At 60.5% G+C, this 23,281-nt stretch carries 21 protein-coding genes, 1 tRNA gene and 1 pseudogene; 6 read left to right on the top strand and 17 right to left on the bottom strand.

Features of this window, described 5'->3' with window-relative positions; genetic code table 11:
- Window positions 1-31: 31 nt before the first annotated feature.
- The 11 genes from C443_RS18705 to C443_RS18655 form a co-directional block, all read right to left on the bottom strand.
- Window positions 32-337: a DUF7562 family protein gene (locus C443_RS18705; RefSeq protein WP_005538359.1), complete on the bottom strand. Its 306-nt coding sequence runs from the start codon at window positions 335-337 to the stop codon at window positions 32-34.
- A gap of 270 nt (window positions 338-607) precedes the next feature.
- A tRNA-Thr gene (locus tag C443_RS18700) sits at window positions 608-681 on the bottom strand.
- A gap of 78 nt (window positions 682-759) precedes the next feature.
- Entirely contained in the window at window positions 760-1,173 is a 414-nt protein-coding gene (locus tag C443_RS18695; RefSeq protein WP_005538357.1) for a universal stress protein, read from the bottom strand.
- Between the two features lie 3 nt (window positions 1,174-1,176).
- Window positions 1,177-1,926, bottom strand: coding sequence for an ABC transporter ATP-binding protein (locus tag C443_RS18690; protein WP_005538355.1), 750 nt, complete (start codon window positions 1,924-1,926; stop codon window positions 1,177-1,179).
- Between the two features lie 2 nt (window positions 1,927-1,928).
- The gene (locus C443_RS18685) at window positions 1,929-2,714 is read right to left on the bottom strand and encodes an ABC transporter ATP-binding protein (RefSeq protein WP_005538354.1); all 786 of its coding nucleotides are present in this window, start codon (window positions 2,712-2,714) and stop codon (window positions 1,929-1,931) included.
- On the bottom strand, window positions 2,707-3,771 hold the full coding sequence (locus C443_RS18680) for a branched-chain amino acid ABC transporter permease (RefSeq protein ID WP_005538352.1): 1,065 nt from the start codon (window positions 3,769-3,771) through the stop codon (window positions 2,707-2,709). Before C443_RS18680 ends, C443_RS18685 begins: the two co-directional genes overlap by 8 nt.
- Window positions 3,768-4,655, bottom strand: coding sequence for a branched-chain amino acid ABC transporter permease (locus C443_RS18675; protein ID WP_005538350.1), 888 nt, complete (start codon window positions 4,653-4,655; stop codon window positions 3,768-3,770). The genes C443_RS18680 and C443_RS18675 overlap by 4 nt, the downstream gene beginning before the upstream one ends.
- A 5-nt stretch (window positions 4,656-4,660) precedes the next feature.
- Window positions 4,661-5,971, bottom strand: a complete 1,311-nt coding sequence (locus C443_RS18670) for an amino acid ABC transporter substrate-binding protein (protein WP_005538348.1) — start codon at window positions 5,969-5,971, stop codon at window positions 4,661-4,663.
- 143 nt (window positions 5,972-6,114) lie between these two features.
- Window positions 6,115-7,662 carry an SLC13 family permease gene (locus C443_RS18665; protein WP_005538347.1) on the bottom strand — a complete coding sequence of 516 codons (1,548 nt, stop codon included), beginning with the start codon at window positions 7,660-7,662 and terminating at the stop codon, window positions 6,115-6,117.
- A 61-nt stretch (window positions 7,663-7,723) separates the two neighbouring features.
- Window positions 7,724-7,975 (bottom strand): hypothetical protein, encoded by a 252-nt coding sequence (locus C443_RS18660; protein WP_005538345.1) that lies wholly within the window; start codon window positions 7,973-7,975, stop codon window positions 7,724-7,726.
- Window positions 7,976-8,021: 46 nt separating this feature from the next.
- A complete protein-coding gene (locus C443_RS18655; RefSeq protein ID WP_005538344.1) occupies window positions 8,022-9,002 on the bottom strand; it encodes a class I SAM-dependent methyltransferase in 981 nt (326 codons plus the stop codon).
- A 75-nt stretch (window positions 9,003-9,077) separates the two neighbouring features.
- Between C443_RS18655 and dph5 the strand changes: the two genes are divergently transcribed.
- Window positions 9,078-9,857, top strand: coding sequence for a diphthine synthase (gene dph5, locus C443_RS18650; protein ID WP_005538343.1), 780 nt, complete (start codon window positions 9,078-9,080; stop codon window positions 9,855-9,857).
- Window positions 9,858-9,881: 24 nt separating this feature from the next.
- Here the strand turns inward: dph5 and artA are convergent, their stop codons facing one another.
- The 6 genes and pseudogenes from artA to C443_RS18620 form a co-directional block, all read right to left on the bottom strand.
- Window positions 9,882-10,883 (bottom strand): archaeosortase A, encoded by a 1,002-nt coding sequence (artA, locus tag C443_RS18645; protein WP_005538342.1) that lies wholly within the window; start codon window positions 10,881-10,883, stop codon window positions 9,882-9,884.
- Window positions 10,884-11,030: 147 nt separating this feature from the next.
- A complete protein-coding gene (locus C443_RS18640) occupies window positions 11,031-13,784 on the bottom strand; it encodes a DUF7282 domain-containing protein (protein WP_005538341.1) in 2,754 nt (917 codons plus the stop codon).
- 587 nt (window positions 13,785-14,371) lie between these two features.
- Window positions 14,372-17,110 (bottom strand): DUF7282 domain-containing protein, encoded by a 2,739-nt coding sequence (locus tag C443_RS18635; RefSeq protein WP_049944144.1) that lies wholly within the window; start codon window positions 17,108-17,110, stop codon window positions 14,372-14,374.
- A gap of 430 nt (window positions 17,111-17,540) precedes the next feature.
- Window positions 17,541-18,293 (bottom strand): VOC family protein, encoded by a 753-nt coding sequence (locus C443_RS18630; RefSeq protein ID WP_005538339.1) that lies wholly within the window; start codon window positions 18,291-18,293, stop codon window positions 17,541-17,543.
- Window positions 18,294-18,364: 71 nt separating this feature from the next.
- Window positions 18,365-18,805: a TIGR04206 family protein gene (locus C443_RS18625; RefSeq protein WP_005538338.1), complete on the bottom strand. Its 441-nt coding sequence runs from the start codon at window positions 18,803-18,805 to the stop codon at window positions 18,365-18,367.
- Window positions 18,806-18,889: 84 nt separating this feature from the next.
- Window positions 18,890-19,953 (bottom strand): annotated as a pseudogene (locus C443_RS18620) (OBG GTPase family GTP-binding protein).
- A 158-nt stretch (window positions 19,954-20,111) separates the two neighbouring features.
- Between C443_RS18620 and C443_RS18615 the strand changes: the two are divergent.
- The 5 genes from C443_RS18615 (at window position 20,112) to rpl12p (ending at window position 23,226) form a co-directional block, all read left to right on the top strand.
- The gene (locus C443_RS18615) at window positions 20,112-20,312 is read left to right on the top strand and encodes a VNG_1110C family protein (RefSeq protein ID WP_004591733.1); all 201 of its coding nucleotides are present in this window, start codon (window positions 20,112-20,114) and stop codon (window positions 20,310-20,312) included.
- A 138-nt stretch (window positions 20,313-20,450) separates the two neighbouring features.
- Window positions 20,451-20,939, top strand: coding sequence for a 50S ribosomal protein L11 (locus C443_RS18610; RefSeq protein WP_004591731.1), 489 nt, complete (start codon window positions 20,451-20,453; stop codon window positions 20,937-20,939).
- 238 nt (window positions 20,940-21,177) lie between these two features.
- A complete protein-coding gene (locus C443_RS18605) occupies window positions 21,178-21,816 on the top strand; it encodes a 50S ribosomal protein L1 (protein WP_005538335.1) in 639 nt (212 codons plus the stop codon).
- 1 nt (window position 21,817) lies between these two features.
- A complete protein-coding gene (locus C443_RS18600; protein WP_005538334.1) occupies window positions 21,818-22,861 on the top strand; it encodes a 50S ribosomal protein L10 in 1,044 nt (347 codons plus the stop codon).
- Window positions 22,862-22,878: 17 nt separating this feature from the next.
- Window positions 22,879-23,226: a 50S ribosomal protein P1 gene (rpl12p, locus tag C443_RS18595; RefSeq protein WP_004591725.1), complete on the top strand. Its 348-nt coding sequence runs from the start codon at window positions 22,879-22,881 to the stop codon at window positions 23,224-23,226.
- The last annotated feature ends 55 nt before the right edge of the window (window positions 23,227-23,281 follow it).

Here is a 23,281-nt window from a genome sequence, read left to right as displayed (position 1 = left end):
GGATCGCCGAACAGGGCACTCCTCTTCCGGCTTAGTGACCGTCAGCGCGGGTTTGCTCCGCTTCGTCGGCCAAGTCGTGATAGCGTCTGAGAAACACATCTCGGCTCACGGTCCCCGCACCGGCCGCTTCGAGTCGGTCTTCCAGCCCGGTCCGGCCGAAGTGACAGTGCTCGCGGTAGCAGGGCTTGCACAAGTACTCGAAGGATTTGTCGTCACGGTCCCAGCGGTCGCCGTACTTGTCGTATTCTCTGGCGTCAGACCGGGCAACTGTGTCTCCACATGCGATGCAGCAGACCTCTTCATCGCCGTCGCGGTGCCAGGCGTTTCTGAAATCCATCAGAACCACACTCCGTCTGACTGCCCGTACGTGTGTCCGTTGGACCGCCCTCCCGGGCACACAGCAGTACACGCCGGCAGTCTGTACTGTGTGATCATTGTTTACAGACGGAAATTCTATCCAGAAGCCCGTCGCGGTATCGCCTCACTGGCGAGGGTCGTTTTTATGCGGCTTGTGAGGGACCGCTAGGCCATCGACGCAGGACCGATGGCTGCTGGTGGACGAATATCAGTATGAGGAAGACCTGTCAGAACGATGCTGGAAAGAAGAAGCCGGTGGAGGGATTTGAACCCTCGGCCTAATCCTTACGAAGGATTCGCTCTGCCAGTCTGAGCTACACCGGCGCGTCGCTCGTGTACATCAGTTGTTGGACGCATAACCGCAATAAGGATTGCGAATCGGGGCCACCGAGAGGAACGTTCTCACTCCTCTCGGGACCCGACGACGGTGACCGGGTCGTCCGCCTCAAGCAGGACCTGCTGGGACACGCTCCCGAACACGGCCTTGCCGGTCGGCGACCGCTTTCGCGACCCCATGACGATCTGGTCGGCATCGAACTCGTCGGCCAGCTCGATGATGCCGTCCGCTGGCGGCTGCTGCCCCTCGGCTAGTTGGACATCGACGTCGTGGTCTTCGAGGTAGTCGCGAACGAGTCTGACTGTCGAGATCCGCTCGACGTTGCGTATCTCCTCGGGCGCTTCCGCCTCTTCTTTGGTCAATGCGTGCGTGATCACAGCCTCGATCTCGGTTTCAGCAGCCGGTAGCTCCGAGACGAAAGCGGCCTGGCCGCGGGCGCGGTCCTCATCGGCGTCGACGGGGACAAGTATCGTGTACATATATTATCCTCCTAGATACAAGCGTCCGACTTCCTCGTCGTTAAGCAGTTCGGTCCCCGTGCCGGTGAATTTGATCTCACCGCTTGCGAGCACGAAGCCACGGTCAGCGATAGAGAGCCCTTTCTCGGCGTTCTGTTCGACGAGCAGGATGGTGGTTCCGAGGTCGTTGAGTTGTTCGATGCGCTCGAACACGTCGTCGATAAACCGCGGCTCGAGGCCGATGGACGGCTCGTCGAGCATCATCACGTCCGGTTCGACCATCAGCGCGCGGGCCAGTTCCAGCAGACGGCGCTGGCCACCCGAGAGGGTGCCGGCCGACTGGCTCCGGAGGTCAGCGAGTACCGGGAACTCCTCGTACAGTTCATCGGCGCGGGCGGCGGCGCGGTCGTCGTCGTTGAACACGTAGCCGCCCATCAGCATATTCTCGTGAACACTCATCCCCGGAAAGACGCTGGCGTCCTGCAGGACGTAACTCATCCCGTTAGCGAGGTTCTGCTGGGGCGACCGGCCAGTGATGTCATCACCGCGGAACGACACCGTCCCGGTCTGGACATCCGCGAAGCCGTAAATGCTCTTCATCAGTGTGGACTTCCCGGAGCCGTTCGGGCCGATAAGACAGGCGACCTGTTCGTCCTCGACAGCGATACTCACGTCGTGCAACACGGTGGTGTTGCCGTACCCTGCTGTGACGTTCTCCATTCGAAGCACCGGGTCCCCGGTCGGTTCGTTCGTGGCGTCTGGTGTGGATGCCATATTCACTCCCTCCCGAGGTACGCGTCGAGCACGCGCTGATCATTCTGTATCTCTTCTGGCGTTCCCTCGGCGATGCGTTCGCCGTGGGCCAGAACGTAGATGCGGTCGGCGATATCCATGACGAAGTCCATGTTGTGTTCAATGAGGAAGATGGTCGACTCCTGCTCCTCGTTGGCGTTGCGGATGTAGTCGATGAGATTCCCCAGCATGGAGGGGTTGATGCCGCCGGCTGGCTCGTCCATCAGCAGGATTTCGGGTTCCGACATCAGTTCCATCGCGAACTCAAGCAGCTTCTGCTGGCCGAAACTCATCCGGCCAGCGCGGGTCTCCGCGAGTCCACCGAGGTCGACGTAGTCCAGCAGTTCGTCCGTGCGGGCGAGCAGCGAACTGTCGGGGCGACGCATGAGACTGGACACGTCAGCGCCACCCTCCTGGGCCGCAAGCAGCAAGTTTTTCCGGACGGTCATGTCTCCGAAGATACGGGTCTCTTGGAACATCCGGCCCAAGCCCGCCCGTGCGATCTTGTGTTCGGGCCAGTCCGTCACGTCCTCGCCCTGAAGGTAGACTCGGCCCTCGTCGGGCGTCAGCGCCCCGGTGATACAGTTGAACAGCGTGGACTTGCCGGCCCCGTTCGGCCCGATGAGGCCGATGATTTCGCCACTGTGGATCGCGATGTCCACGTCGTCGACGGCGGTCAGGCCGCCGAAGCGCTTCGTGACGCCGTCCGTCCGCAGCACCGCACGACCGCTGTCCGTGTCGGGTGCCGGGCCGCTCGTTGCCTTACTCATCGGCACTCACCTCCGAGCCGTCGTCAGTGTCTGTGGCGGCCATGCCGCCGTGTTTGTAGTAGTCCATCTGGCTCGCGTATTCGCTGAGCGTTCCGACGACACCATTGGGGAAGCCAATGACCGTGATGATGACAGCCCCACCGAGCAGAACGAGCTGCCACCCGACCGCGTACGTCTCCACGATTTCGATGATGGTGTGGAGACCGAAGGCACCGAGAACGGGGCCGGCGACAGTGCCGGACCCACCCAGCAGCGCCATCGCGATGAGTTCCACGTTCCACGCACCGTTGTAGGCCGTCTGGGGGTCGATGAACGTGTTGAACAGGCTGTACGCGGCGCCGGCAAAGCCTGTGAACAGGCCGGCCAGCATCCACGCGGCCGTCTTGTAGTAGGTGGTGTTGAACCCCATCGCCGTGGCCTTCTCCTCGTCATCGCGGATGGCGTTCAGGACGAAGCCAAAGCGCGTCCCCGAGAGGTAGTACACGAGCGCCATCTCGACGACGAGAACCCCCAGGAAGAGGTAGTAGAAGGTCTCGCCCGACGGCGTCTGGAGCAGGATTTTTCCGCTGGCCCCGCCGGTGATATCGAGGTTCCGGGAGATCTGCTGCGCGGCCAGCAAGACACCGAGCGTAGCGATAGCGAAGTAGTGCCCGCGGAGCCTGAGGACGATGACGCCGATGACGGCCGCGAAGGTCACCGCCAGCAGGCCAGCTAGGAGGAACGCGACCGGGAACGAGAGCGCGAAGTCTTTTGTTAGAATCGCTGTCGCGTACGCTCCGATACCGAAAAACGCCATGTTTCCGAAGCTCGGATAGCCGGTCTGTCCGCCGACGAGGTCCCAGGACAGCGCCAAGATGGCAAACAGGAACATCTCGGTGAAGACGGTCATCCGATAGCCAGCCTCCAGCCCCAGTAGCGGCAACGCGGCCGCGGCGAGCGTGCTGATGGCCAGCAGTTGCCAGCCGTAGGCGTCACACGTACTGAGGAACCGGTCGACCTGTTCGGGCGGAAGGACCGACCGGAGGACGCCCCGAGACTCCTCGTCGCTCGTGCTCATTGTTCAGCCCCCTGTCCGAACAGACCATTGGGTTTGACGACGAGCAACACGATGAGCGCAGTGAACGTCACGGCGAGTGTCCACTGCGAGGACATAAACCCTGCGACCAGTTCCTCAACGGAACCCAGCAAGAGCCCGCCGATGAGCGCGCCGGGGATACTTCCGACACCGCCGAAGACGACGATGACGAAGCTCTTGAGCGTGTAGATGAGTCCCATCTGTGGCTGGATGTTCAAGATGACGGCGATGAACGCGCCGATACCGCCGGCGATAGCCGAGGAGACGCCGAAAGTCACCGCTCGGGTGTGTTCGACGTCGATGCCGACTAGCGCCGCGGCCTCGGGGTTCTGTGAGACGGCCCGTATCGCTCGTCCAGTCCGTGTCTTCTGGAGGAACACGTACAGGAGTGCAGTGAGGACGAGTGCGCCGGCGAAGGCAACGAGTTTCATCTTCGGGACGACAATGCCAGCGAGGTTCATCGACGGGTCCGCAAAGCTCACCTGAATCGATCGCGGGTTCGCCGACCACGCCTGTATCGCCAGCTGCTGGATGGCGATGCTCGCGCCGAAGGTCACCAGCAACGTGAGGAAGATGTCAGTCCCGATGACTCGTGAAACCAGTATCCGCTGGAGCGCGTACCCGATTCCGAACAGCACGGCGATGGCAACCGGGATGGTCGCCAGGAACAGGAGCGGCGACCCCTCCGCATTCCCGGTGACCAGCGTCAGCACCCAGTAAGAGGTGTAGCCACCGAGCATCACCATTTCGCCATGGGCGAGGTTGATGATGTCGACGACCCCCCAGATGAGCGCGAATCCGACCGCCACGCCTGCGAACAGCGCACCGACCAGCAGGCCGTTGACGACGAATTGGGTGGCAGCCATCGCTCTCAGCGCTCGCTCCAGCCAGGCATCGGGTACACCGGATCAGACTGCGCCACGTTGTCCGGGTACACTATCTGAAGGTCGGACTCAGGCTGCCACTGGTAGACCAGCATGTTCTTGTCGATGACGCCGCTGTCATCGAAGGCGACGGTGCCGTACACTGTCGAGAACTCGGTCTGGCGGATGTGGTCCCGGACCGCCGTCGGGTTGAGTTCGTCGACGTTCTGGAAGGCGTTCATGAAGGTGAGGATGACCGCCTCGCCAGCCGCACTGTGGTAGTCCGGCGTGTAGTCGTAGTTCTCCTCGATGCCGGAGACGAAGTCGCCGGTTTTGCCGAACACCGGGTCGTCGAAGTCCGCGTTGACTGCCCACGAGGATGGCCCGTACATATAGTCGCCGTTCGCGCCGGCCTCATCCTTGAACGAGTCGTTGAGGCTCCCGACGGTTCCCATCGCCGCATCGACGTTGACGTCCTGACTCTCCATCTGGTTGGCCAGGATGATGTTGTGCTTCTGGTGGGCACACAACAGGAGGATATCTGCGCCACTGTCCCGAACCCTGCCAAGGTTCGTCGAGAGGTCAGACGTATCCGACGGGAACGTCTGGTCGACGACCAGTTCTAGATCTGTGTTGCTGATCTTGTTACGTGCGCCCTCCGCGGTCGACTGGCTGAACGTGCCGTCCTCGGCAAGAATCGCGATAGACTCAGGTGCCGAGTCCTGCGCGAGGCACATATCGATGTAGCTCTTGGCGTACTTGTTCGCCGTCGGCAGGAGGCCGAAAATCCACTCGTTACCCTGTGCGAAAATCTCCGGGCTCGCACCACCGCCCTCGACCATCGGCTTCTGGTTCTGTGCGGCCACGGCGCTCGCGGGCAGGGTGACCGTACTGGAGTACGGCCCGAGCAGGTAGTCGATCCCCTCGCGGTCGATGAGTTCCTGATAGATCGACTTCGACTGGGAAGCGTCGGTCCCGTCGTCACGGAGCACCATATCCAGTTCGTACGTGTTGCCGTCGCCAGCCTCGATGCCACCGGACTCGTTGATGCGCTGGATGGTCAGTTCGTAGGCGTCCTTGTACAACTGCCCGAGGTCGGCGTTGTCTCCCGTGAGACTCATCGACCCGCCAAGGGTGATGACGTTCGTTCCACTACCGCTTTCCCCGGTAGAGCCACCGTCACCGCCACCACTTCCATCGCCCCCGTCACTACTACCGTCGCCACCGTTACCGGAACAGCCAGCGAGCCCCGTCAGTCCGAGAACACCTGTGCTTCCTGCCACCTTCAGAAACGCGCGTCGGTCTTGTTTTCCAGTCATAGGTCGTTTTACGCCCGTGTATCAATGATACACGGCCTGTACGTCCCGTTGTGACATACCCTATTAAATGTTAAGGATACTGTGGCGGACGGAGGCGTGTACGTACAAGTACTCTTTCAGAACGAGCTACACCGAAAAGCGGCCTACCAGAGTATGTGCGGCCAGAAGACTGCGAAGGAAACGAGAACGAGCCCTGTCAATACGAGCGTCATCAGGATGTTCAGCACGACACCGGCCCGTATCATATCTCGTTGCTCTAGGTGGCCGCTCCCGAAGACGATGGCGTTCGGCGGAGTCGCGACTGGGAGTGCGAACGCGAAACTCGCCGCGATAGCCCCGGTAACCGTCAGCGTGATAGCGGCCTGTATCGGTTCGACGCCGAGCGTTCCAGCAAGCACACTTCCGAGGCCGATGAGGATCGGTGCGAGTATCGTCGTCGTCGCCGTGTTCGAGGACAGTTCCGTCACCAGCACGGTGAAGATGACGACAGCGAGCACGACGAGGGCCAGCGGTGCGCCCACCAGTGTGTCGAAGACAGTCCGTGCCAGCCACGTCGTCGCCTCAGTCTCAGCCAGCGCGTCCGCCAGCGAGATGCCGCCACCGAACAGGATGATAGTCCCCCAGTCGATGTCGACCAGATTCTCCCAGTCGTCAGCCCCCGACAGGACGAGTGCTGGGATTGCGAGCAGCCCGACCATCACGAGGTACAGGACGCCACGATGGCCTGTCAGACCGAATATAGTCTCGCCCGCACCGCCAAACAGCGTCACAAACACTGGTTTGGGGAGCATTCCTTCGAACAGGAATCCGAGCCCACCGAGAATCCACAGGCCCGCTGTGGCTGCGAAGATGTACGCCGCTCGTCGACCACTCGCCGACAGTGGTCCCTCTTCCTCAAGATATGCTTTCGCCTGCGCCTTCGCCCCGCTCACGTCGTCGACTTCCGGGGGGTACAGCCAGAACGTCAGGACATACCACGTCAGCGGGAGGGTCAACACGACGATTGGAAGTCCGATGGCCAGCCACTGCACGAATGATATCTCGACGCCGATGAGTCTGTCGAGAAACGCCACGGCGACCACGTTTGGTGGCGTCCCGATAAGGGTCCCAACTCCGCCGACGCTCGCCGCGTAGGCCGTTCCGAGCAAGGTCGCGATTCGCATATTCGATGCCTCGCCATCGGGCACATCTCGGCCGACGACCTCGGCAAGAACGCCCAGCGCGACAGGCGTCATCATCGCCGTTGTTGCCGTATTCGATACCCACATCGAGAGAAAGGCTGTCGCGACCATGATTGCCAGAATGAGCAATCGTGGTGAGCGCCCCATCCAGCTAATGAGGCGCAGGGCGATGCGGCGGTCGATATTGTGTGTCTGGAGCGCCTTCGCAAGCATGAATCCTGCCACAAACAGGTAGATGAGTGGGTCGGCAAAGCCCGAGAGTGCGGCCTCCATCTCGGTGTAGATACCGAACACTGTCAGTAACACCGGTATCAGCAACGCCGTCACCGGGAGCGGCAGAGCGTCTGTCACCCACAGAATTGCCGCGAAGGCCATCGTCGCTAGCGCGTATTGTGCAGCGATGTCAAGGCCAGTTGGTGTCGGGGCTGCGGCTATCGCGGCTGTCGAGACGAGGGCGACGGCAATCGCCGCTGCCGTTCGCCGCGGGTGCGTTCGACCCGACCAAGTCATGGCCGGCCCCGCTGGTCAGCTGCCGCGTCTCGGCGTCCATCGACTGTCGGTTCGGTCATGGTTAGAAGTTCGAAACCAGCACGCGCACCTGCTCGGTGGTCAGCTCCGAGCGGTACAGTTCGAACAACACTTCGAGTCGTTGCTCCGAAAGACTCCGGTTGTTGTTCTCTAGCATTGAGATGTGAGCCTGCATGATGTCGTCGATTTCCACCTCAACCTCTCGCTGGCCAAACCCCGCCGCGACACGGAGGAGACGCCACGCTGTCGGCGAGATGTCGTGGATGCCGATGTCGTCATCCTCGCTCACCTCCATCTGCTACTATTCCTCACCATCAGACGAGTGGACATAATTGTTCGTTTCAGCGCGTCAGTCGAACGTCGAGAACGACGTTGTGTTCCTTCGGGGCATACGACCGGACAGTGTGGCGCGTTTTGACCGTCACGTCGTAGGCCGGCTCCGCAGCCGCCCGTATCGCTCGCTGGCCGGGTCCGAACAGGTCGTCCTCGTGCTGGATATCGTAGTAATGAAGAACGCACTCATCGGCTGCCAAGTGGACAGCGGCCTCCAGAAATTCATCGGCGCTATGAGGAAGGTTCATCACGATGCGGTCAGCCCAGCCCTCATACTCGCCGGTAACCTCGCGTACGTCACCACAGATACCGGTCACGCGGTCAGCGACGCCGTTCCGCTCCGCATTTGCTCGGAGGTACTCGATTGCTGTCTCGTTGATGTCGGTCCCAACGGAGGTTGCCCCGCGCTTGGCGAATGGAATCACGAACGGGCCGACACCAGCGAACATATCGAAGGTCTGCTCGCCCTCGCTGACCTGCTCGGTAACGCGATGGCGTTCCGTCGCCAGACGCGGCGAGAAGTACACCTCGGCGAGGTCAAGTTCGAACGTACAGCCGTACTCCCGGTGGGTGACTTCTGTTCCGTCACCAGCGAGTACGTCCCAGTCGCGAACCCGCTGTTCGCCTTTGATCTTCGATGCGCGATTCAACACCGCTCGCACGGGCAGGTCCGAATCCATGATCGCATCGGCGATCATCCGGGCCCGCTCGTCGTCGTCTTCGTCGACAATCGCGACGTCGCCGATGCGCTCGTAGCTCGGGTCGAAGTCGAGTCCGTCCGCCGGCATCGTCTGGCCCTCGCGGACCGGCGGGTCTGCCTCCACGACGGTGAGGTCCGACGGCACCGCCGTGGGGTCGGTGACGGGGACGTACAGCTGTCCGTCGGCGACCGTGATGTCGTAGCCGTCGTCGACGAGGTTTGCCTCGGCGAGGCGCTGGCGTGTCTCTTCGCCGGCCTCGCGGGGAACGCGAACGCAGGGAACGCCCATACTCCCCCTCCCCGACCACGGGCGGTAAGCCTGACGCTTCGCGCCCTTTATCCCCGACGGCGACCCACTCCGGATATGCTCACATTCGTCGGGCTGGGCCTCTATGATGAGCGCTCGGTCACGGTCGCGGGGCGCGACGCCATTCGAGACGCCGACCGGGTGTTCGCTGAGTTCTACACAAGCCGGCTGATCGGTACCGATATCGAAACGCTGGAGGATACGTTGGAGACGAGTATCGAACTTAGAGACCGGGCCGGCATTGAGCGAGACCCCGAGCCGATTCTCGAAGCCGCCGAGAGCGAGGACGTCGTCTTCTGTACCGCCGGGGATACGATGGTTTCGACGACACACACCGACCTCCGGCTTCGGGCTGCGGACCGTGGCATCGAAACCCGAATCGTTCACGGGACGACTGCCCAGACTGCCGCCGGTTCGCTGACCGGCCTGCAGAACTACCGCTTCGGGAAGGCCACGACGCTCCCCTTCGAGGACGCTCACGGCGGTGATGGTGTCCCGGACAGCGTCGTCGCTACTATCGAGGGCAATCGGGGCCGGGACCTGCATACGCTGGTCTACCTCGACATCAAGGTCGACGACCCACACTGGGACGAGAGTGACGACACGTACATGACCGCCAGCCAGGCCGCCGCCATGCTGTCGGAGCCATTCCCGGACACACTTGGCGTTGTCGTGGCCAGGGCTGGCAGTCCAGACCCGTTGGTGGTTGCTGACACGCTCGACGAACTCGCTACGCAGACGTTCGGCGACCCGCTACATCTGCTTGTCATTCCCGGCTCGCTCCACCCACTTGAGGCGGATGCACTGGAGTCGGTTGCTGGAGCCGACCTGGAATAGCGGCTGTCGTTTCCACGACGCAGTTCAGTCGTCGCCAGCGGTCGCGGGACTCGACTCCGGCTGGTCTTTTTCGAACGTCGTTCCGAGGTCGTACTCGGTTCCGGTCACCAGAAACAGGAGGTCCTCAATAATAACGGTGAGCTCCGGTAGCTCCCGCATCAGCACCCACGTCAGCCCAACGAGGACAATAACGGAGCCGAACTGCGCCAGCATCCGGTCGACAATGTAGTAGGACACGAGCTGTGCGTCGCTGAGGCCGAACAGCGCCATGATCGCTCCCGGGAAGAACTGCGCCTTCTGGAGGCCAAAGGCCAGTGCGATCCCAAGATTCCGAATGAGATTCAGTACGTAGATGATGCCGATGGCCCCGACCAGCACACGGAGTTTCCGTCGCCACGGTGCCTTGACTGCCAGTATTCCGCCAGCGAAGATAGAGATACTGCCGATACCTGTACAGGCCAGAATGATAGTGTACGTTATCGGTCGCTCGTTCCCGTCGAACCAGAACGTGTTCTCATAGGGGTACTGCTTCGATGCGATATCGATGCCGTTGTGTGAGAGCCCGCCAACTACTGTCGGATCGTACCCGATGAGCGTCATAAGAAAGGCGACCTGATCGGTGACGGCCTCGATGATCATCTGGCGGAGCGGCCCGATGGTGAGGAAGGGCACATAGATGACGCCCATGATACCGATGGCACGGGTCAACACCAGCAGCGACTCCCGGCCGTTCCAGAGTAAATAGCCGGTGTACAGCGACAGTGGGACGGCGATGACGCTTCCCAGTCCTTCGACGACGCTCTTCTGTATCAGAATGAAATGCGGAGCTAGGGCGAGCCAGTACACTGCGAACAACCCCCAGCCGACCGTTGCGACTGGACGGGCCAGTCGCTCGTCATACTGGGCGACAGCCACACTTCCCAGAAACGCCGCAAGAACGAGCCACATCAGCGGCTCCGAGACCGCGACCGGGTCGAACGACAGTCCAGCGATATCGACACCTGCTTGCAGGACTGTCTCACTCATTGCTCGTACGTTAGCCAAACCGGCCTATATGTTTTGTCGTTGCGCTACTGTGCGGTGTCGTCGTCAGACCGACCTATCGGCAGTGCCGCCGCTACCCACGTAGCGCGCGAAAGAAAGAACGGTGTTCAGGGACTGGAGCGATTCCAGTTAGTTGTCGCGTCGGACAGCGAGGAGTGCAGCAGCGACGAGCGCGATGAGCGCGAGGGCTGCCGTGAAGCCGGGACCGGTCTGTTCCGTGGTCTCGACTTCGTCAGTTCCGGAGTCCATGGTGGTGGTCTCCTCAGTCTGCTCCTCGGTTTCGGTTTCCGTGTCCGGCGCTTCGGTTTCGGTTTCCGTGTCCGGTGCTTCGGTCTGCTCCTCGACGATGGTCACGTTCGCACTGTCCGTGACAGCCGTGTCGTTCGAGGTGTACGGACCGTCAGCGTCCGGGAAGTCGTACGCTTCGTTACCGTTGGTGTCGCGGTGCGGCATCGCGACTGCGGTGAAGTCCTCGTCCATCGGCTCGTCGAGCGTGATCGTGACGTCCTCGTGGCTGCCTGCCCCGAGGTACTTGGAGTTGCCGACGACGTCGCCGGATGCGTTACCGGCGTGGATAGCGATGAAGCCACCGTCGGACAGCTGTGCGCTGTCGACGACGACTTCGCTACCGGTGGATTCCTGTTCGCTGATGCTCACAGTGGCCGTACCAGCTTCGACGATGCGGCCGTCTTCCTCATCGCTGAAGGCTTCCTGGTCACTGATATCGTCGACGTCGATCGTCTGGACGGTGAAGTTCGTTCCAGCGGAGTAGTCGCTGAAGTCAGCCATGGCGGTGTACGTACCGTCAGTGGCGACCTCAACTTCCGGGCGGAGGACGAATGGGTTCGCCTCACTCTCGGACTCCATCTCGACTTCGAGTTCGGTGCCGGGTGCGACGTTAGTCGTGCCGGAGACTTCCTGACCAGCGGCGGCTGAAACCGTGACAACACCGCTGTCGTCAAGGTTCAGCGTGGCGTCACGTTCGGACGTGGTGTAGATCGCGCTATCGCTGTTCCGGTCGTCGGTCAGCGGACCGTCTCGAACGGAGAAGGTAGCGTTGAGGCGCGTGTCCTCTTCGTCGACGATCGTGTCACCAGACTCGAACGTGACATCGCTCGTGTCCACAGCGACGAAGTAGGAGTTGTTGTCCGGGTCGTCAACGACGGTCACCGCGTCGCTGCTGTTCGTGAAGTTGATCGGGTCTGCGTCAGCGTTGGCGCCAACGTCGGTCCGGTTGACGTAGAGTCGGAGGCCGGACGTCGTCGTATCACTGCTGTTGATACGGTCTGGCGTGGTGTCGGTCGCAGCGACGAACGCTTCGGTTGCGTCAGACGCGCTGCCGTCTTCCTGTTCGTACTCAAGAGCACCTTCGATACCGGATGCCTGAATCTCGTGGACAACGACGTCCTCAGCTGCGAGGTCATCCGACTGCGTGAGGTTCACGCCGATGCGGTCGTAGATATCGACATCGTCGTCGTCGATTTCTGCGTCACTCGGAGCGGCCCACGTGTTGATGTTCTCAACGGAGTTCTCGTTGAGTCGGAGCGTTCCAACCGTATCAGGGCTGGTGACGTCCGGGGACGTCCCAGCGGACACGTTGATCGAGTAGGACTGAGGTTCGAGTCCGTCCTCACCGAGGTTTGCTCTGCTATCAGTGAAGCTGCCACCCTCATCGACATCATCGAGGTCGTCGTCACCGGGGACGCTGAGAACCGTGTTGTTGTTGTCGGTCCCAGCGGTGTAGCTGTTGAACTGGACAGTAACTTCGCCGTCACCGTCTTCGTCCGTAAGCTGACCCTGGATGTAGTAGTTGTCGTCCTCCTGACTGCCAACGTTAATCACGGCGTCCTCGGTGTTGGACATCTGGACCGTGATGTTGGCGACGTCACCGAGTTCGTCCTGAACGGTCGAGGTTTCGAAGCTCGCGTCACCGTCGTCGGACTCGGAGACGTTAATCTGGTCGGATTCGGCGGAGACGCCGGTCTGATTGTCCGTCACTTCAACGTAGTACGGACTGTCGTCGGCGCTCTGGTTGCCGAAGTCGAACACGGCGTTGTCGTTACCCTGAAGATTTTTGACGATTGTTTCGACCTTGTCGTCGTCTTCGTCGAACAGCGTCGCGTTGGCCGGCTCGCCACCACGGTTCGTGGAGACGTTGACCGCGAGGGTGTCCGTGTCGTCGATGTTGGCACCGTCACCAACATCATCGTCAATGTTCACCTGTAGGCTGAGGTCGCTAATCGAGACAACTGCCTCGTCATTATTGGCGACACTGATCGTGTAGTCTTCGCCAGTGTCGAGGTCACTCGTATCAACAGTGTAGACTTGACTGTTGTCAGCGTACGAGTCAGACAGAACGATACTGTCTCCGTCAACCTCAATGGACGGGGAGTTGTCCGAGGTGTTCGCGGTATCGTTTTTAACGGCGATCACTTCACCACGGAAGGCATTGATCTCCGTGTCGTTCGTCTTGGTCGTCGTGATCGTATTGGACGTCACGTCGATGTCCTCAGCGACGACTGCGCCGCCATTGAGGTTCGTAACCTTGACGGTCAGGTTCCGGTTCGGCTGAACGTCTTGATCCAGAGTGAATTCAAGACGCTCATTCGTCCCGTCGGCAACGACGCTGTCGACGCCGTAGTTGCTCGGGTTCTCGTTCCCGTCAATGAATACTGTGATGTTTCCGGAATCGACTGCATCGCCGGTTGATCCATTGAGTGCCAATTCGACTGTGCCGCTATCGTACTCTGCTGCCTGCTCGACGCTAACGTTCGCACCGGCGGCGGCTGCGCCACCGGAGAACGCGATGGTCCCGGCGAATACCGAGAAGACCATCAGCGCCGTCAGGAACAGACTGCGGATTTTTTCGCTTGTATCTGTCATGTTTGTGTTTGCTATCGGGCGACCCCAGCAGTTTTCCGCGTGGTCGGAACGTGGTCACCGCGACCACGCATAGACCGGACCGGCGTACTCACTTCTGGCGTCATGGGTAGGGGTGTCGATATATTGCCGGAAGTGTGGTAAATGCTTTATGGATAAAGGTTACATCCAAATTACATATTCGTGTCGGGTAATAATTATTTTGAAGTGGTATGTACACTTGTTCTGGACATTTAGTTGACTCTTCTTGAGATCGGATCTGAGAAACACGCCTCCGATTCCATCCGAGTTTGTTCCATCACTCGACTACGGATGGGTCCCAAATGATTGCCAAGCCGCCTTCACAGCGGCGGACATCGAGGGGGTGTCGGGCAGGTACCGGATCACTGCCGTGCTGTGCCAGCGTTCGCCTGTGATCCAGTCACGACTGACGATGGGCAGTTAGCCGTTCAGAAGTGGACGGAATAATATCTAAACAACGAGTCCTCGAGTCACTCTGCAGTCTATTTGAGTTGGTCTGCAGTCTGTTTGCACTCCTCGGGTACGCGCGCGAAAGAAAGAACGGTGTTCAGGGACTGGAGCGATTCCAGTTAGTTGTCGCGTCGGACGGCGAGGAGTGCAGCAGCGACGAGCGCGATGAGCGCGAGGGCTGCCGTGAAGCCGGGACCGGTCTGTTCCGTGGTCTCGACTTCATCAGTTCCGGAGTCCATGGTGGTGATCTCCTCAGTCTGATCCTCGGTTTCGGTCTCGGTTTCCGTTTCCGTTTCCGTTTCCGTTTCCGTGTCCGTCGGGTCCTCGGCAGTGACAGTCACGTTCGCACTGTCCGTCACGGCGGAGCCGTTCTGGGTGTACGGACCGTCATCGCCGGGGAAGTCGTACGCTTCGTTGTCGTTGGTGTCCTGATGCGGCATCGCGACCGCGGTGAAGTTCTCGTCCATCGGCTCGTCGAGCGTCACCGTGAGATCATCGTAGGTACCCGGTTCGAGGTACTCGGAGTTCCCGATGACATCGCCGGATGCGCTATCCTCGTGGATAGCGATGAACCCACCGCTGGACAGCTGGGCGCTGTCAACGACGACTTCGCTGCCGTCGGATTCCTGATCACTGATGCTCACAGTGGCCGTGTCGGCTTCGACGATGCGGCCGTCTTCCTCGTCGCTGAAGTCCTCGTCACCGTCGACATCTAGTGTCTCGACGGTGAAGTTCGTTCCAACGGCGTAGTCGCTGAAGTCTTGTGTAGCGACGTACGTGCCGTCCTGACCGACAGTTGCTTCCGGTCGTTCGACGAACGGGCTCACTTCACTCTCGGACTCCATTTTGACTTCGAACTCGGAGCCAGGAGCGACGTTCGTATCGCCGCTCACAGTCTGTCCGGCCGCGGCTCCAACGGTGACAAAGCCGTCGTCGTCAAGGTTCAGCTCCGCGCTGCGTTCGGACGTCGTGTAGAGTGCGCTTTCGGACGTACTATCATCGCTCAGTGGTCCTTCTTGGACGGAGAGGGTGGCGTTGATTTCCGTGTCCTCTTCGTCGGTGATCGTGTCACCGGATTCGAACTCGGCGTCACTGGTGTCGAGAGCGACGAAGTAGGTGTTGTTGTCCGGATCGTCAACGACGGTCACTCCACTACTGCTGTTCGTGAAGTTGAGGGGGTCTTCGTCCGCGTTCGCACCGACGTCGGTCCGGTTGACGTAGAGTCGGAGGCCGGATGCGGTCCTGTCGTCGTTGATGCGATCCGGCGTGGTGTCAGCAGCTGCGACGAACGCGTCGGTCACGTCGGAAGACCCGTTGTCTTCCTCTTCGTATTCGAGGACACCCTCGATACCGGATGCCTCAATCTGGTGGACGACGACGTCTTCCGCTGCGACATCGTCGGACTGCGTGAGGTTCTCACCGATGCGGTCATAGATATCGATATCCTCGTCATCGATATCTGCGTCACTCGGTGCAACCCAGGACCGCATATTCTCGACGGAATTCTCGTTGAGTCGGAGCGTTGAAACCGAATCAGGGCTGGTGACATCTGGGGATGTCCCAGCAGTCACGTTGATCGAGTAGGACTGAGGTTCGAGTACGTCCTCCTCCAAGTTGGCTCTGCTATCAGTGTAGCTTCCCTTCTCTTCGATCACATCAAGGTCGTCGTCACCGGGGACGCTGAGGACCGTGTTGTTGTTGTTGGTCCCAGCAGTGTAGCTGTTGAACTGGACAATGACTTCGCCGTCACCGTTTTCGTCCTCAAGTTGACCCTGAATGACGTAGTTGTCGTCGTTCTGATCGCCGACGTTGATGACGGCGTCCTCAGTGTTGGACATCTGGACGGTGATGTTGGCGACGTCACCGACCTCGTCCTGCACGGAGTCTTCGAAGCTCGCGTCACCCTCACCGGAATCAGAGACGTTGATCTGGTCGGAATCTGCGGAGACGCCGGTCTGGTTGTCCGTCACTGTGACGTAGTACGGACTGTCGTCTTCGCTCTGGTTACCGAAGTTGAACACGACGTTATCGTTGCCTTTCAGGTTCTTGATCTGCGTGGCAACCTTGTCGTCGTCTTCGTTGTACAGCGTCGCGTTGGCCGGCTCACCACCACGGTTCGTGGAGACGTTGACTGCGAGGGTGTCCGTGTCGTCGATGTTGGCACCGTCGCCAACATCGTCGTCAATGTTCACCCCTAAGTTGAGGTCGCTGACGCCGACGACTGCTTCGTCATTGTCGGCGACAGTAATGGTGTAGTCTTCACCAGTGTCGAGGTCACTCGTATCAACAGTGTAGACTTGGCTGTTGTCAGCGTACGAGTCAGACAGAACGATACTGTCTCCGTCAACCTCGATGGACGTGGAGGCGGTGTCTGCGGTGTCGTTTACAACAGCAATCACTTCGCCGCGGAAGGCGTTGAATTCCGTATCGTTCGTCCCGCTCGTCGTGATCGTCTCGGATGTCACGTCGATATCCTCAGCGATGACCGTCCCATCGCCGCCATTGAGGCCGGAAACCTTGATGGTCAGGTTCCGGTTCGGCTGAACGTCCTGAGCCAGACTGAACTCAAGGCGCCCAGTCGCTCCGTTGTCAGTCCCATCGACGGAGGAGACGTTGTAATTGCTGGGGTTCTCGTTCCCGTCAATGTAGACATCGATGTTTCCTCTCGGGACTGCGCTGCCGGTCGATCCATTGAGTGCCAATTCGACTGTGCCGCTATCGTACTCTGCTGCCTGCTCGACGCTAACGTTCGCGGCGGCGGCTGCGCCACCGGAGAACGCGACGGTCCCGGCGAATACCGAGAAGACCATCAGCGCCGTCAGGAACAGGCTACGAATCTTATCTGAATTTCCTGTCATAGTTTGTGTTGCTATCGGGCGACCCCAGCAGTTTTCCACGTGGTCGGAACGCAATCACTGCAATCGCGTGTAGACCGGACCGGTGTACTCACTTCTGGCGCCATGGGTAGGGGTACAGTCTAAACGATAGGTGTCTGTTGTAAATGTTTTGTGGTAAGAAAATCTGGCTGTCATGAATATTCAGGCATAGAGACACTATCAGTGGTGATTAGATGTGGTATAAGCATCTTGTAGGTCTAGAATAGGATCGTCATTCGAGCGTCTGACGGGTCAGATGTACACATTCGAGCTGATCTCATTGGACTGAGAAACTAGGGTTTCACAGATCCTGACTGCTGGCTCAGAAACGACTCCGTGGAAGGATCATCTTCTGATCGCTACTGCGTGAGAATAGGGAAGGTGTGAGAGCAGCCACTACCGGCCAGTGCCGTCAGTTCGTCACGATTTCGATTTCGCGGCCGTCGGGGTCTTTGGTGAACGCATAGCGGTCGTCACAGCTCTCGGGGTCGCGGTAGTCCTCGGCGTGGCGCCCCATCAGCGTCTCCCACGCGTCGTGGAGGTCATCAGTCTGGACCGCGAGATGTCCCCACGCATCGCCGAGTTCGTAGGACCGACCGTCGTAGTTGTAGGTGAGTTCGACCGACATCGCCTCGTCGGGGGCGTCCTCGGGTTTGAGGAAGTACAGCGCGAAGTCGTCGAACTCCTCGCGGCGGAACAGGTCGTAGTCGAGCTTCCGAGTGTACCAGCCGATAGCCTGTTCAGCGTCTTCGACACGGATCATGGTGTGGTCGAGGGACCACTTCGCACCGTGGTCCCGCTCGACGATTTCGATCTCGTGGCCGTCGGGGTCCGTGACGAAGGCGTATGAGCCGCCACAGGAGTCCGGGTCGCGGTAGTCCTCAACGCCGGCGTCCATCAGCTCATCGTAAGCCTCGTACACGTCGTCACAGCGGACGGCGATGTGCCCCCACGCGTCGCCCATCGTATACGAGCGCCCGTCGTGGTTGTACGTCAGTTCGAGCAGTGCACCCTCGTCGTGGACATCCTCCGGACCGAGGAAGACGTTGGTGAAGGTGTCGGCCTCCCAGCGGCCCTTCTCCTCGTAATCGAGGTGTGTCGTGTACCAGTCCAGCGAGGCGTCCAGATCCTCGACGCGCATCATCGTATGATCGAGTGACCACATACGAGGTACGTGGTCTGAGCGAGCGAAAAGGCTACCGCCACAGGCGGTTCCGTCCGGATTCGATACCGTGGTCACTGTGTCGATGTGTCGCCTCGGATGGCCGGTAGATAGTACCACCAAACCAGGATAAGCAGGACGAGGGAACCGACCGGGACAGCCACGTAGTTGAGCCGTCTGTTGAATCCCAGAAACACGGGCAACTGAGTCAGACCTGCACCCGCGAGTGCGAGGGCAGTGAGCCGAACGTCCTCACGCCAGACGACACCGGCGACGGCGCTGGCCAGGGCAAAGGCATACAGCAGGACACCCGAACCCCACGACTCGATGAACTGCGGGAGGGCGTCGGTAAGCCGAACGAAGTAGCTGTAGACCGAGAGGAGCTCCGGCGGGTTCGTGTTGAACAGGCCAAAGGAGAAGACGAGCGTCAGGTCCGTCCCGACTACCACCACTGTCCAGGGGACGAGGCCAGCAACGACGACGGCAACAAGACGGCGTCGGGGACCGCGATCCATATCTGGTCGCAGGGCTCCACACGCATGAACGCATCTACTCCAGCGCGTTCCGAGATCGCGCGCGCGTGAGCTAGCGCGCGACACCTAGCGGTTGGCGACGATCCGCAGAATATCCTCGTCCGCAAGCTCGTGGTCGCGCCCGACCTGCTGTTCGTCGTGCTTGGCACTCGGGCCGGTCACACGAGCGAACCGGAACCGTTCGTCGAAGCTCCCACCGAGCTTCTCGCAGGCGTCGTCGACGGTGTCGCCTTCGCGGAGTATCAGCGGTTCCTCGCGGTCGACACCACGGCCCGGCTTGTCCATGTAGATCCGGATCAGGCCGAGTTCCTCCCAGATACGCTCGGTGAGGCTATCTAGCCCTTTCTCTTCCTCGGCGCTGATGAAGATCGCTTCGTCGGGGTCAATGTCCCGCTCTCGGAGTTCGTCTTCGACCTTCGGAAGGTAATCGGGTTCGATGAGGTCCGCCTTGTTGATGGCGACGAGAGACGGCAGGTAGACGCGATTGTCCATCACCCCGTCGATGAGCTGGTCGATGTCGATCTGCTCGCCGATGGTCACGTCGGCGTTGACGTAGCCGTGTTCGCGCAGGACAGCTTTGACCGTCTCGTCGTCGAGTTCGACGCCGGTGGCCGTGTTGACCGAGATCCCGTCCTTGCCCTTCTTCCGGACGTTGACCCACGGCGGGTCCTGGTCGAGTCGGATCTTGTTCTTGTACAGCTCTTCGCTGAGTCGGTCGTACTGGTCGATCTCGAAGACGGAGATGAGGAAGACGATGAGGTCCGCGGTCCGGACGACGGACAGCACTTCCTTGCCGCCGCCGCGGCCGCCGGCAGCGCCCTCGATGAGACCCGGGACGTCGAGAATCTGAATGTTCGCCCCCTTGTGCTTGAGCATCCCCGGATAGACGTCGAGCGTGGTGAACTCGTATGCACCGGTCTCANAGAGATGTGTATAAGAGACAGGGTCGCGTCACCGTGTTTCTCGACGCCGTAGCCACCGCCGCCGCCCGAGGAGGCCTGTTGTTCGAGTTTCTCTTTTTTCTCCGCGAGCTTGGACTTCAGCCGACCGATATGGGCCTCTGTAGACTTGTTGTAGGGAGTGCTGGCGATTTCGTCTTCGAGTTCCTGAATCTCCTCTTCGAGCCCCATTAGATGTATGTCGGCCCCTCGCACCGAATAAGGCTTTCCTCCCTCGCCGACGCCGCCCCATCGACACGGATAACGGGGCCGTTCTGCCGTTCGAAATGGTCAAACAATGCTCATGTAATTCGACACACCTATAGGGTATCCTGCGTCATGTGTCGATAATGGGAGCGGCGAGTCGGTTCCGCGACAGCACGCAGATACTGTTGCCAGTCGGTGCGCTCGACGGGATTCGCGAGGAGTTGGAACAACGGTTCACTGTGAGTGTTCATCAAGAGGGTGAACAGGTTCGGATAATCGGCTCCCCGGTCGAAATCAAAGACGCGAGTGATTTCCTCGCACGGCATGGCGTGACGTTCGCCTGAGGCGGCGGGGAACCTATTCTTTGGCGCGCTAGCAGTCCCGATATTGCGTCCAAACGGTGAGTGTTCGTGCGTGCGGGAGCCTCACGCAGCGATCCGTGAAACGCAATCCTTTAAACTGCCGCGAGGATTCCACTATGTATGGCTGGAACTATCGAAGTCCTCGTTCCCGGTGGGGAGGCCAACCCTGGCCCGCCACTCGGCCCGGAACTCGGCCCGACACCGGTGGACGTGCAGGCAGTCGTACAGGAAATCAACGACCAGACGGCAGCGTTCGACGGCACCGAAGTCCCCGTCACTGTCGAGTACGACGACGACGGCTCCTTCGAGATCGAAGTCGGTGTCCCGCCGACGGCCGAACTCATCAAGGACGAGGCTGGCTTCGAGACCGGTAGCGGTGAGCCTCAGGAAGACTTCGTCGCTGACCTCTCCGTCGATCAGGTCAAGCAGATCGCCGAGCAGAAGCATCCCGACCTGCTCTCCTACGACCTGAAGAACGCCGCAAAGGAAGTCGTCGGAACGTGCACCTCCCTCGGTGTCACCATCGAAGGCGAGAACCCACGCGAGTTCAAGGAACGCATCGACGCGGGCGAGTACGACGACGTGTTCGCGGCCGAAGCACAGGCGTAAGTCGGACCGCCGTGCGACTGGCGTGTGTTTTCCCTTGCTTTCGACGCTACTGAGCCACTGCACTGTCGGCTAGACCCCCGTCAACGGCTGGTCCCTGCGAACCGGAAACACGCCTGTCAGCGGTCCTTGGGCTGGTTCGACGGGTTTAAGTGTCGCATTGGCGTCTACCCGCACGAGACAGGCATCCGCCTGTTTCACTGACCCGTAGAAGCCGATTGGCGTACTACGGAGGTGAACAATGGCAGATCAGGAAATAGAGAACGCAGTCTCGCGCGCACTCGAGGACGCACCTGAGCGGAACTTCCGCGAAACGGTCGACCTCGCTGTGAACCTGCGCGACTTAGATCTTAACGACCCGTCGAACCGCGTCGACGAGTCCGTCGTGCTTCCTGCTGGCACCGGTCAGGAGACCACTATTGTGGTCTTCGCCGAGGGCGAAACCGCCCTCCGTGCCGAGGAAGTCGCAGACGACGTACTCGACGAGGATGAACTCGAGGAACTGGGTGGCGACGACGACGCCGCCAAGGACCTCGCCGATGACACTGACTTCTTCATTGCGGAGAAGGATCTGATGCAGGACATCGGTCGCTACCTCGGGACCGTCCTCGGTCCGCGTGGGAAGATGCCGGAACCGCTCGACCCCGACGACGACGTCGTCGAGGTTATCGAACGCATGAAAAACACCGTGCAGCTCCGCAGCGGGGAACGGCGAACGTTCCACACGCGGGTCGGCGCGGAGGACATGTCCGCCGAAAACATCTCGGACAATATCGACGTTATCCTCCGCCGTCTGCACGCGGACCTCGAGAAGGGCCCGCTCAACATCGACAGCGTCTACGTGAAGACGACGATGGGGCCTGCGATGGAGGTTGCCTGATATGAGCGCCGAATCCGAACGCAAGACGGAAACTATCCCCGAGTGGAAGCAGGAAGAGGTCGACGCCATCGTGGACATGATCGAGTCCTACGAGAGCGTCGGCGTCGTCAACATCGCCGGGATCCCGTCCCGCCAGCTGCAGGACATGCGACGCGACCTGCACGGGACTGCCGAGCTCCGCGTCTCCCGGAACACGCTCCTCGAGCGTGCGCTCGACGAAGTCGACGACGGACTCGAAGACCTCAACAGCTACATTACCGGACAAGTCGGGCTCATCGGGACCGACGACAACCCGTTCTCGCTGTTTCAGGAACTCGAGGCTTCCAAGACGCCCGCACCCATCGGTGCCGGCGAGGTGGCCCCGAACGACATCGTGATTCCGGAAGGCGACACGGGCGTCGACCCCGGTCCGTTCGTCGGTGAACTCCAGAGCGTGGGTGCCGACGCACGTATTCAGGAAGGCTCCATTCAGGTCCTTTCTGACTCGACAGTGCTTGATACCGGCGAGGAAGTCTCTCAGGAACTCGCAAACGTTCTGAACGAACTCGGCATCGAACCGAAGGAGGTCGGTCTCGACCTTCGCGCCGTCTTCGCCGACGGCGTGCTGTTCGAACCCGAGGAACTGGAACTCGACGTCGACGAGTACCGGAGCGACATCCAGGCGGCTGCCGGCCGAGCGTTCAATCTCTCGGTCAACGCCGACTACCCGACTGCGACGACGGCCCCGACGATGCTCCAGTCCGCTCGTGGCAACGCCAAGAGCCTCGCGCTCCAGGCGGCCATCGAGGACCCCGAGGTCGTGCCTGACCTCGTGAGCAAGGCTGACGCACAGGTCCGTGCGCTCGCCTCACAGATCGACGACGAAGAGGCGCTCCCGGAGGAGCTCCAGGGCGTCGAGGCCGACGTGGCGACAGAGGAACCGACTGACGACCAAGACGAGGACACCGTATCCGAGGACGACGCGGACGCCGACGACGCGGCCGAGGAGGCCGACGAGGACGACGATGATGGCGACGCCGGCGACGCACTCGGAGAGATGTTCTAACAACACACACTACAACAATGGAATACGTATACGCTGCACTCATCCTGAACGAATCGGGCGAAGAAATCAACGAAGACAACCTCACCGACGTGCTCGACGCCGCAGGCGTCGACGTCGAGGAATCCCGTGTCAAGGCTCTCGTCGCCGCCCTCGAGGACGTCGACATCGAGGAGGCCGTCGACCAGGCCGCTGCGGCACCGGTGCCGGCAAGCGGTGGCGCGGCCGCACCTGCAGAGGGTGACGCCGACGAGGCCGACGAGGCCGACGAGGAAGCCGAAGAAGAGGCTGCCGACGACGGCGGCGACGACGATGACGATGAAGACGACGAGGCAAGCGGTGAGGGCCTCGGCGAACTCTTCGGCTAACTCGGTTCAACACAGCTCAACTTTTCTTTGCGTACGCCTGACCGGTGAGAGACAT

Source organism: Haloarcula argentinensis DSM 12282, from assembly GCA_000336895.1.
GTDB lineage: Archaea > Halobacteriota > Halobacteria > Halobacteriales > Haloarculaceae > Haloarcula > Haloarcula argentinensis.
The sequence above is the reverse complement of the archived record's forward strand: the minus strand, read 5'-3'. Positions and strand labels throughout refer to the sequence as shown.

Excerpts from the sequence above, each read along its gene's own strand:
- C443_RS18705 (WP_005538359.1), bottom strand. The coding sequence starts at position 337 with ATGGATTTCAGAAACGCCTGGCACCGCGACGGCGATGAAGAGGTCTGC.
- C443_RS18695 (WP_005538357.1), bottom strand. The coding sequence starts at position 1,173 with ATGTACACGATACTTGTCCCCGTCGACGCCGATGAGGACCGCGCCCGC.
- C443_RS18690 (WP_005538355.1), bottom strand. The coding sequence starts at position 1,926 with ATGGCATCCACACCAGACGCCACGAACGAACCGACCGGGGACCCGGTG.
- C443_RS18685 (WP_005538354.1), bottom strand. The coding sequence starts at position 2,714 with ATGAGTAAGGCAACGAGCGGCCCGGCACCCGACACGGACAGCGGTCGT.
- C443_RS18680 (WP_005538352.1), bottom strand. The coding sequence starts at position 3,771 with ATGAGCACGAGCGACGAGGAGTCTCGGGGCGTCCTCCGGTCGGTCCTT.
- C443_RS18675 (WP_005538350.1), bottom strand. The coding sequence starts at position 4,655 with ATGGCTGCCACCCAATTCGTCGTCAACGGCCTGCTGGTCGGTGCGCTG.
- C443_RS18670 (WP_005538348.1), bottom strand. The coding sequence starts at position 5,971 with ATGACTGGAAAACAAGACCGACGCGCGTTTCTGAAGGTGGCAGGAAGC.
- C443_RS18665 (WP_005538347.1), bottom strand. The coding sequence starts at position 7,662 with ATGACTTGGTCGGGTCGAACGCACCCGCGGCGAACGGCAGCGGCGATT.
- C443_RS18660 (WP_005538345.1), bottom strand. The coding sequence starts at position 7,975 with ATGGAGGTGAGCGAGGATGACGACATCGGCATCCACGACATCTCGCCG.
- C443_RS18655 (WP_005538344.1), bottom strand. The coding sequence starts at position 9,002 with ATGGGCGTTCCCTGCGTTCGCGTTCCCCGCGAGGCCGGCGAAGAGACA.
- dph5 (WP_005538343.1), top strand. The coding sequence starts at position 9,078 with ATGCTCACATTCGTCGGGCTGGGCCTCTATGATGAGCGCTCGGTCACG.
- artA (WP_005538342.1), bottom strand. The coding sequence starts at position 10,883 with ATGAGTGAGACAGTCCTGCAAGCAGGTGTCGATATCGCTGGACTGTCG.
- C443_RS18640 (WP_005538341.1), bottom strand. The coding sequence starts at position 13,784 with ATGACAGATACAAGCGAAAAAATCCGCAGTCTGTTCCTGACGGCGCTG.
- C443_RS18635 (WP_049944144.1), bottom strand. The coding sequence starts at position 17,110 with ATGACAGGAAATTCAGATAAGATTCGTAGCCTGTTCCTGACGGCGCTG.
- C443_RS18630 (WP_005538339.1), bottom strand. The coding sequence starts at position 18,293 with ATGTGGTCACTCGATCATACGATGATGCGCGTCGAGGATCTGGACGCC.
- C443_RS18625 (WP_005538338.1), bottom strand. The coding sequence starts at position 18,805 with ATGGATCGCGGTCCCCGACGCCGTCTTGTTGCCGTCGTCGTTGCTGGC.
- C443_RS18615 (WP_004591733.1), top strand. The coding sequence starts at position 20,112 with ATGGGAGCGGCGAGTCGGTTCCGCGACAGCACGCAGATACTGTTGCCA.
- C443_RS18610 (WP_004591731.1), top strand. The coding sequence starts at position 20,451 with ATGGCTGGAACTATCGAAGTCCTCGTTCCCGGTGGGGAGGCCAACCCT.
- C443_RS18605 (WP_005538335.1), top strand. The coding sequence starts at position 21,178 with ATGGCAGATCAGGAAATAGAGAACGCAGTCTCGCGCGCACTCGAGGAC.
- C443_RS18600 (WP_005538334.1), top strand. The coding sequence starts at position 21,818 with ATGAGCGCCGAATCCGAACGCAAGACGGAAACTATCCCCGAGTGGAAG.
- rpl12p (WP_004591725.1), top strand. The coding sequence starts at position 22,879 with ATGGAATACGTATACGCTGCACTCATCCTGAACGAATCGGGCGAAGAA.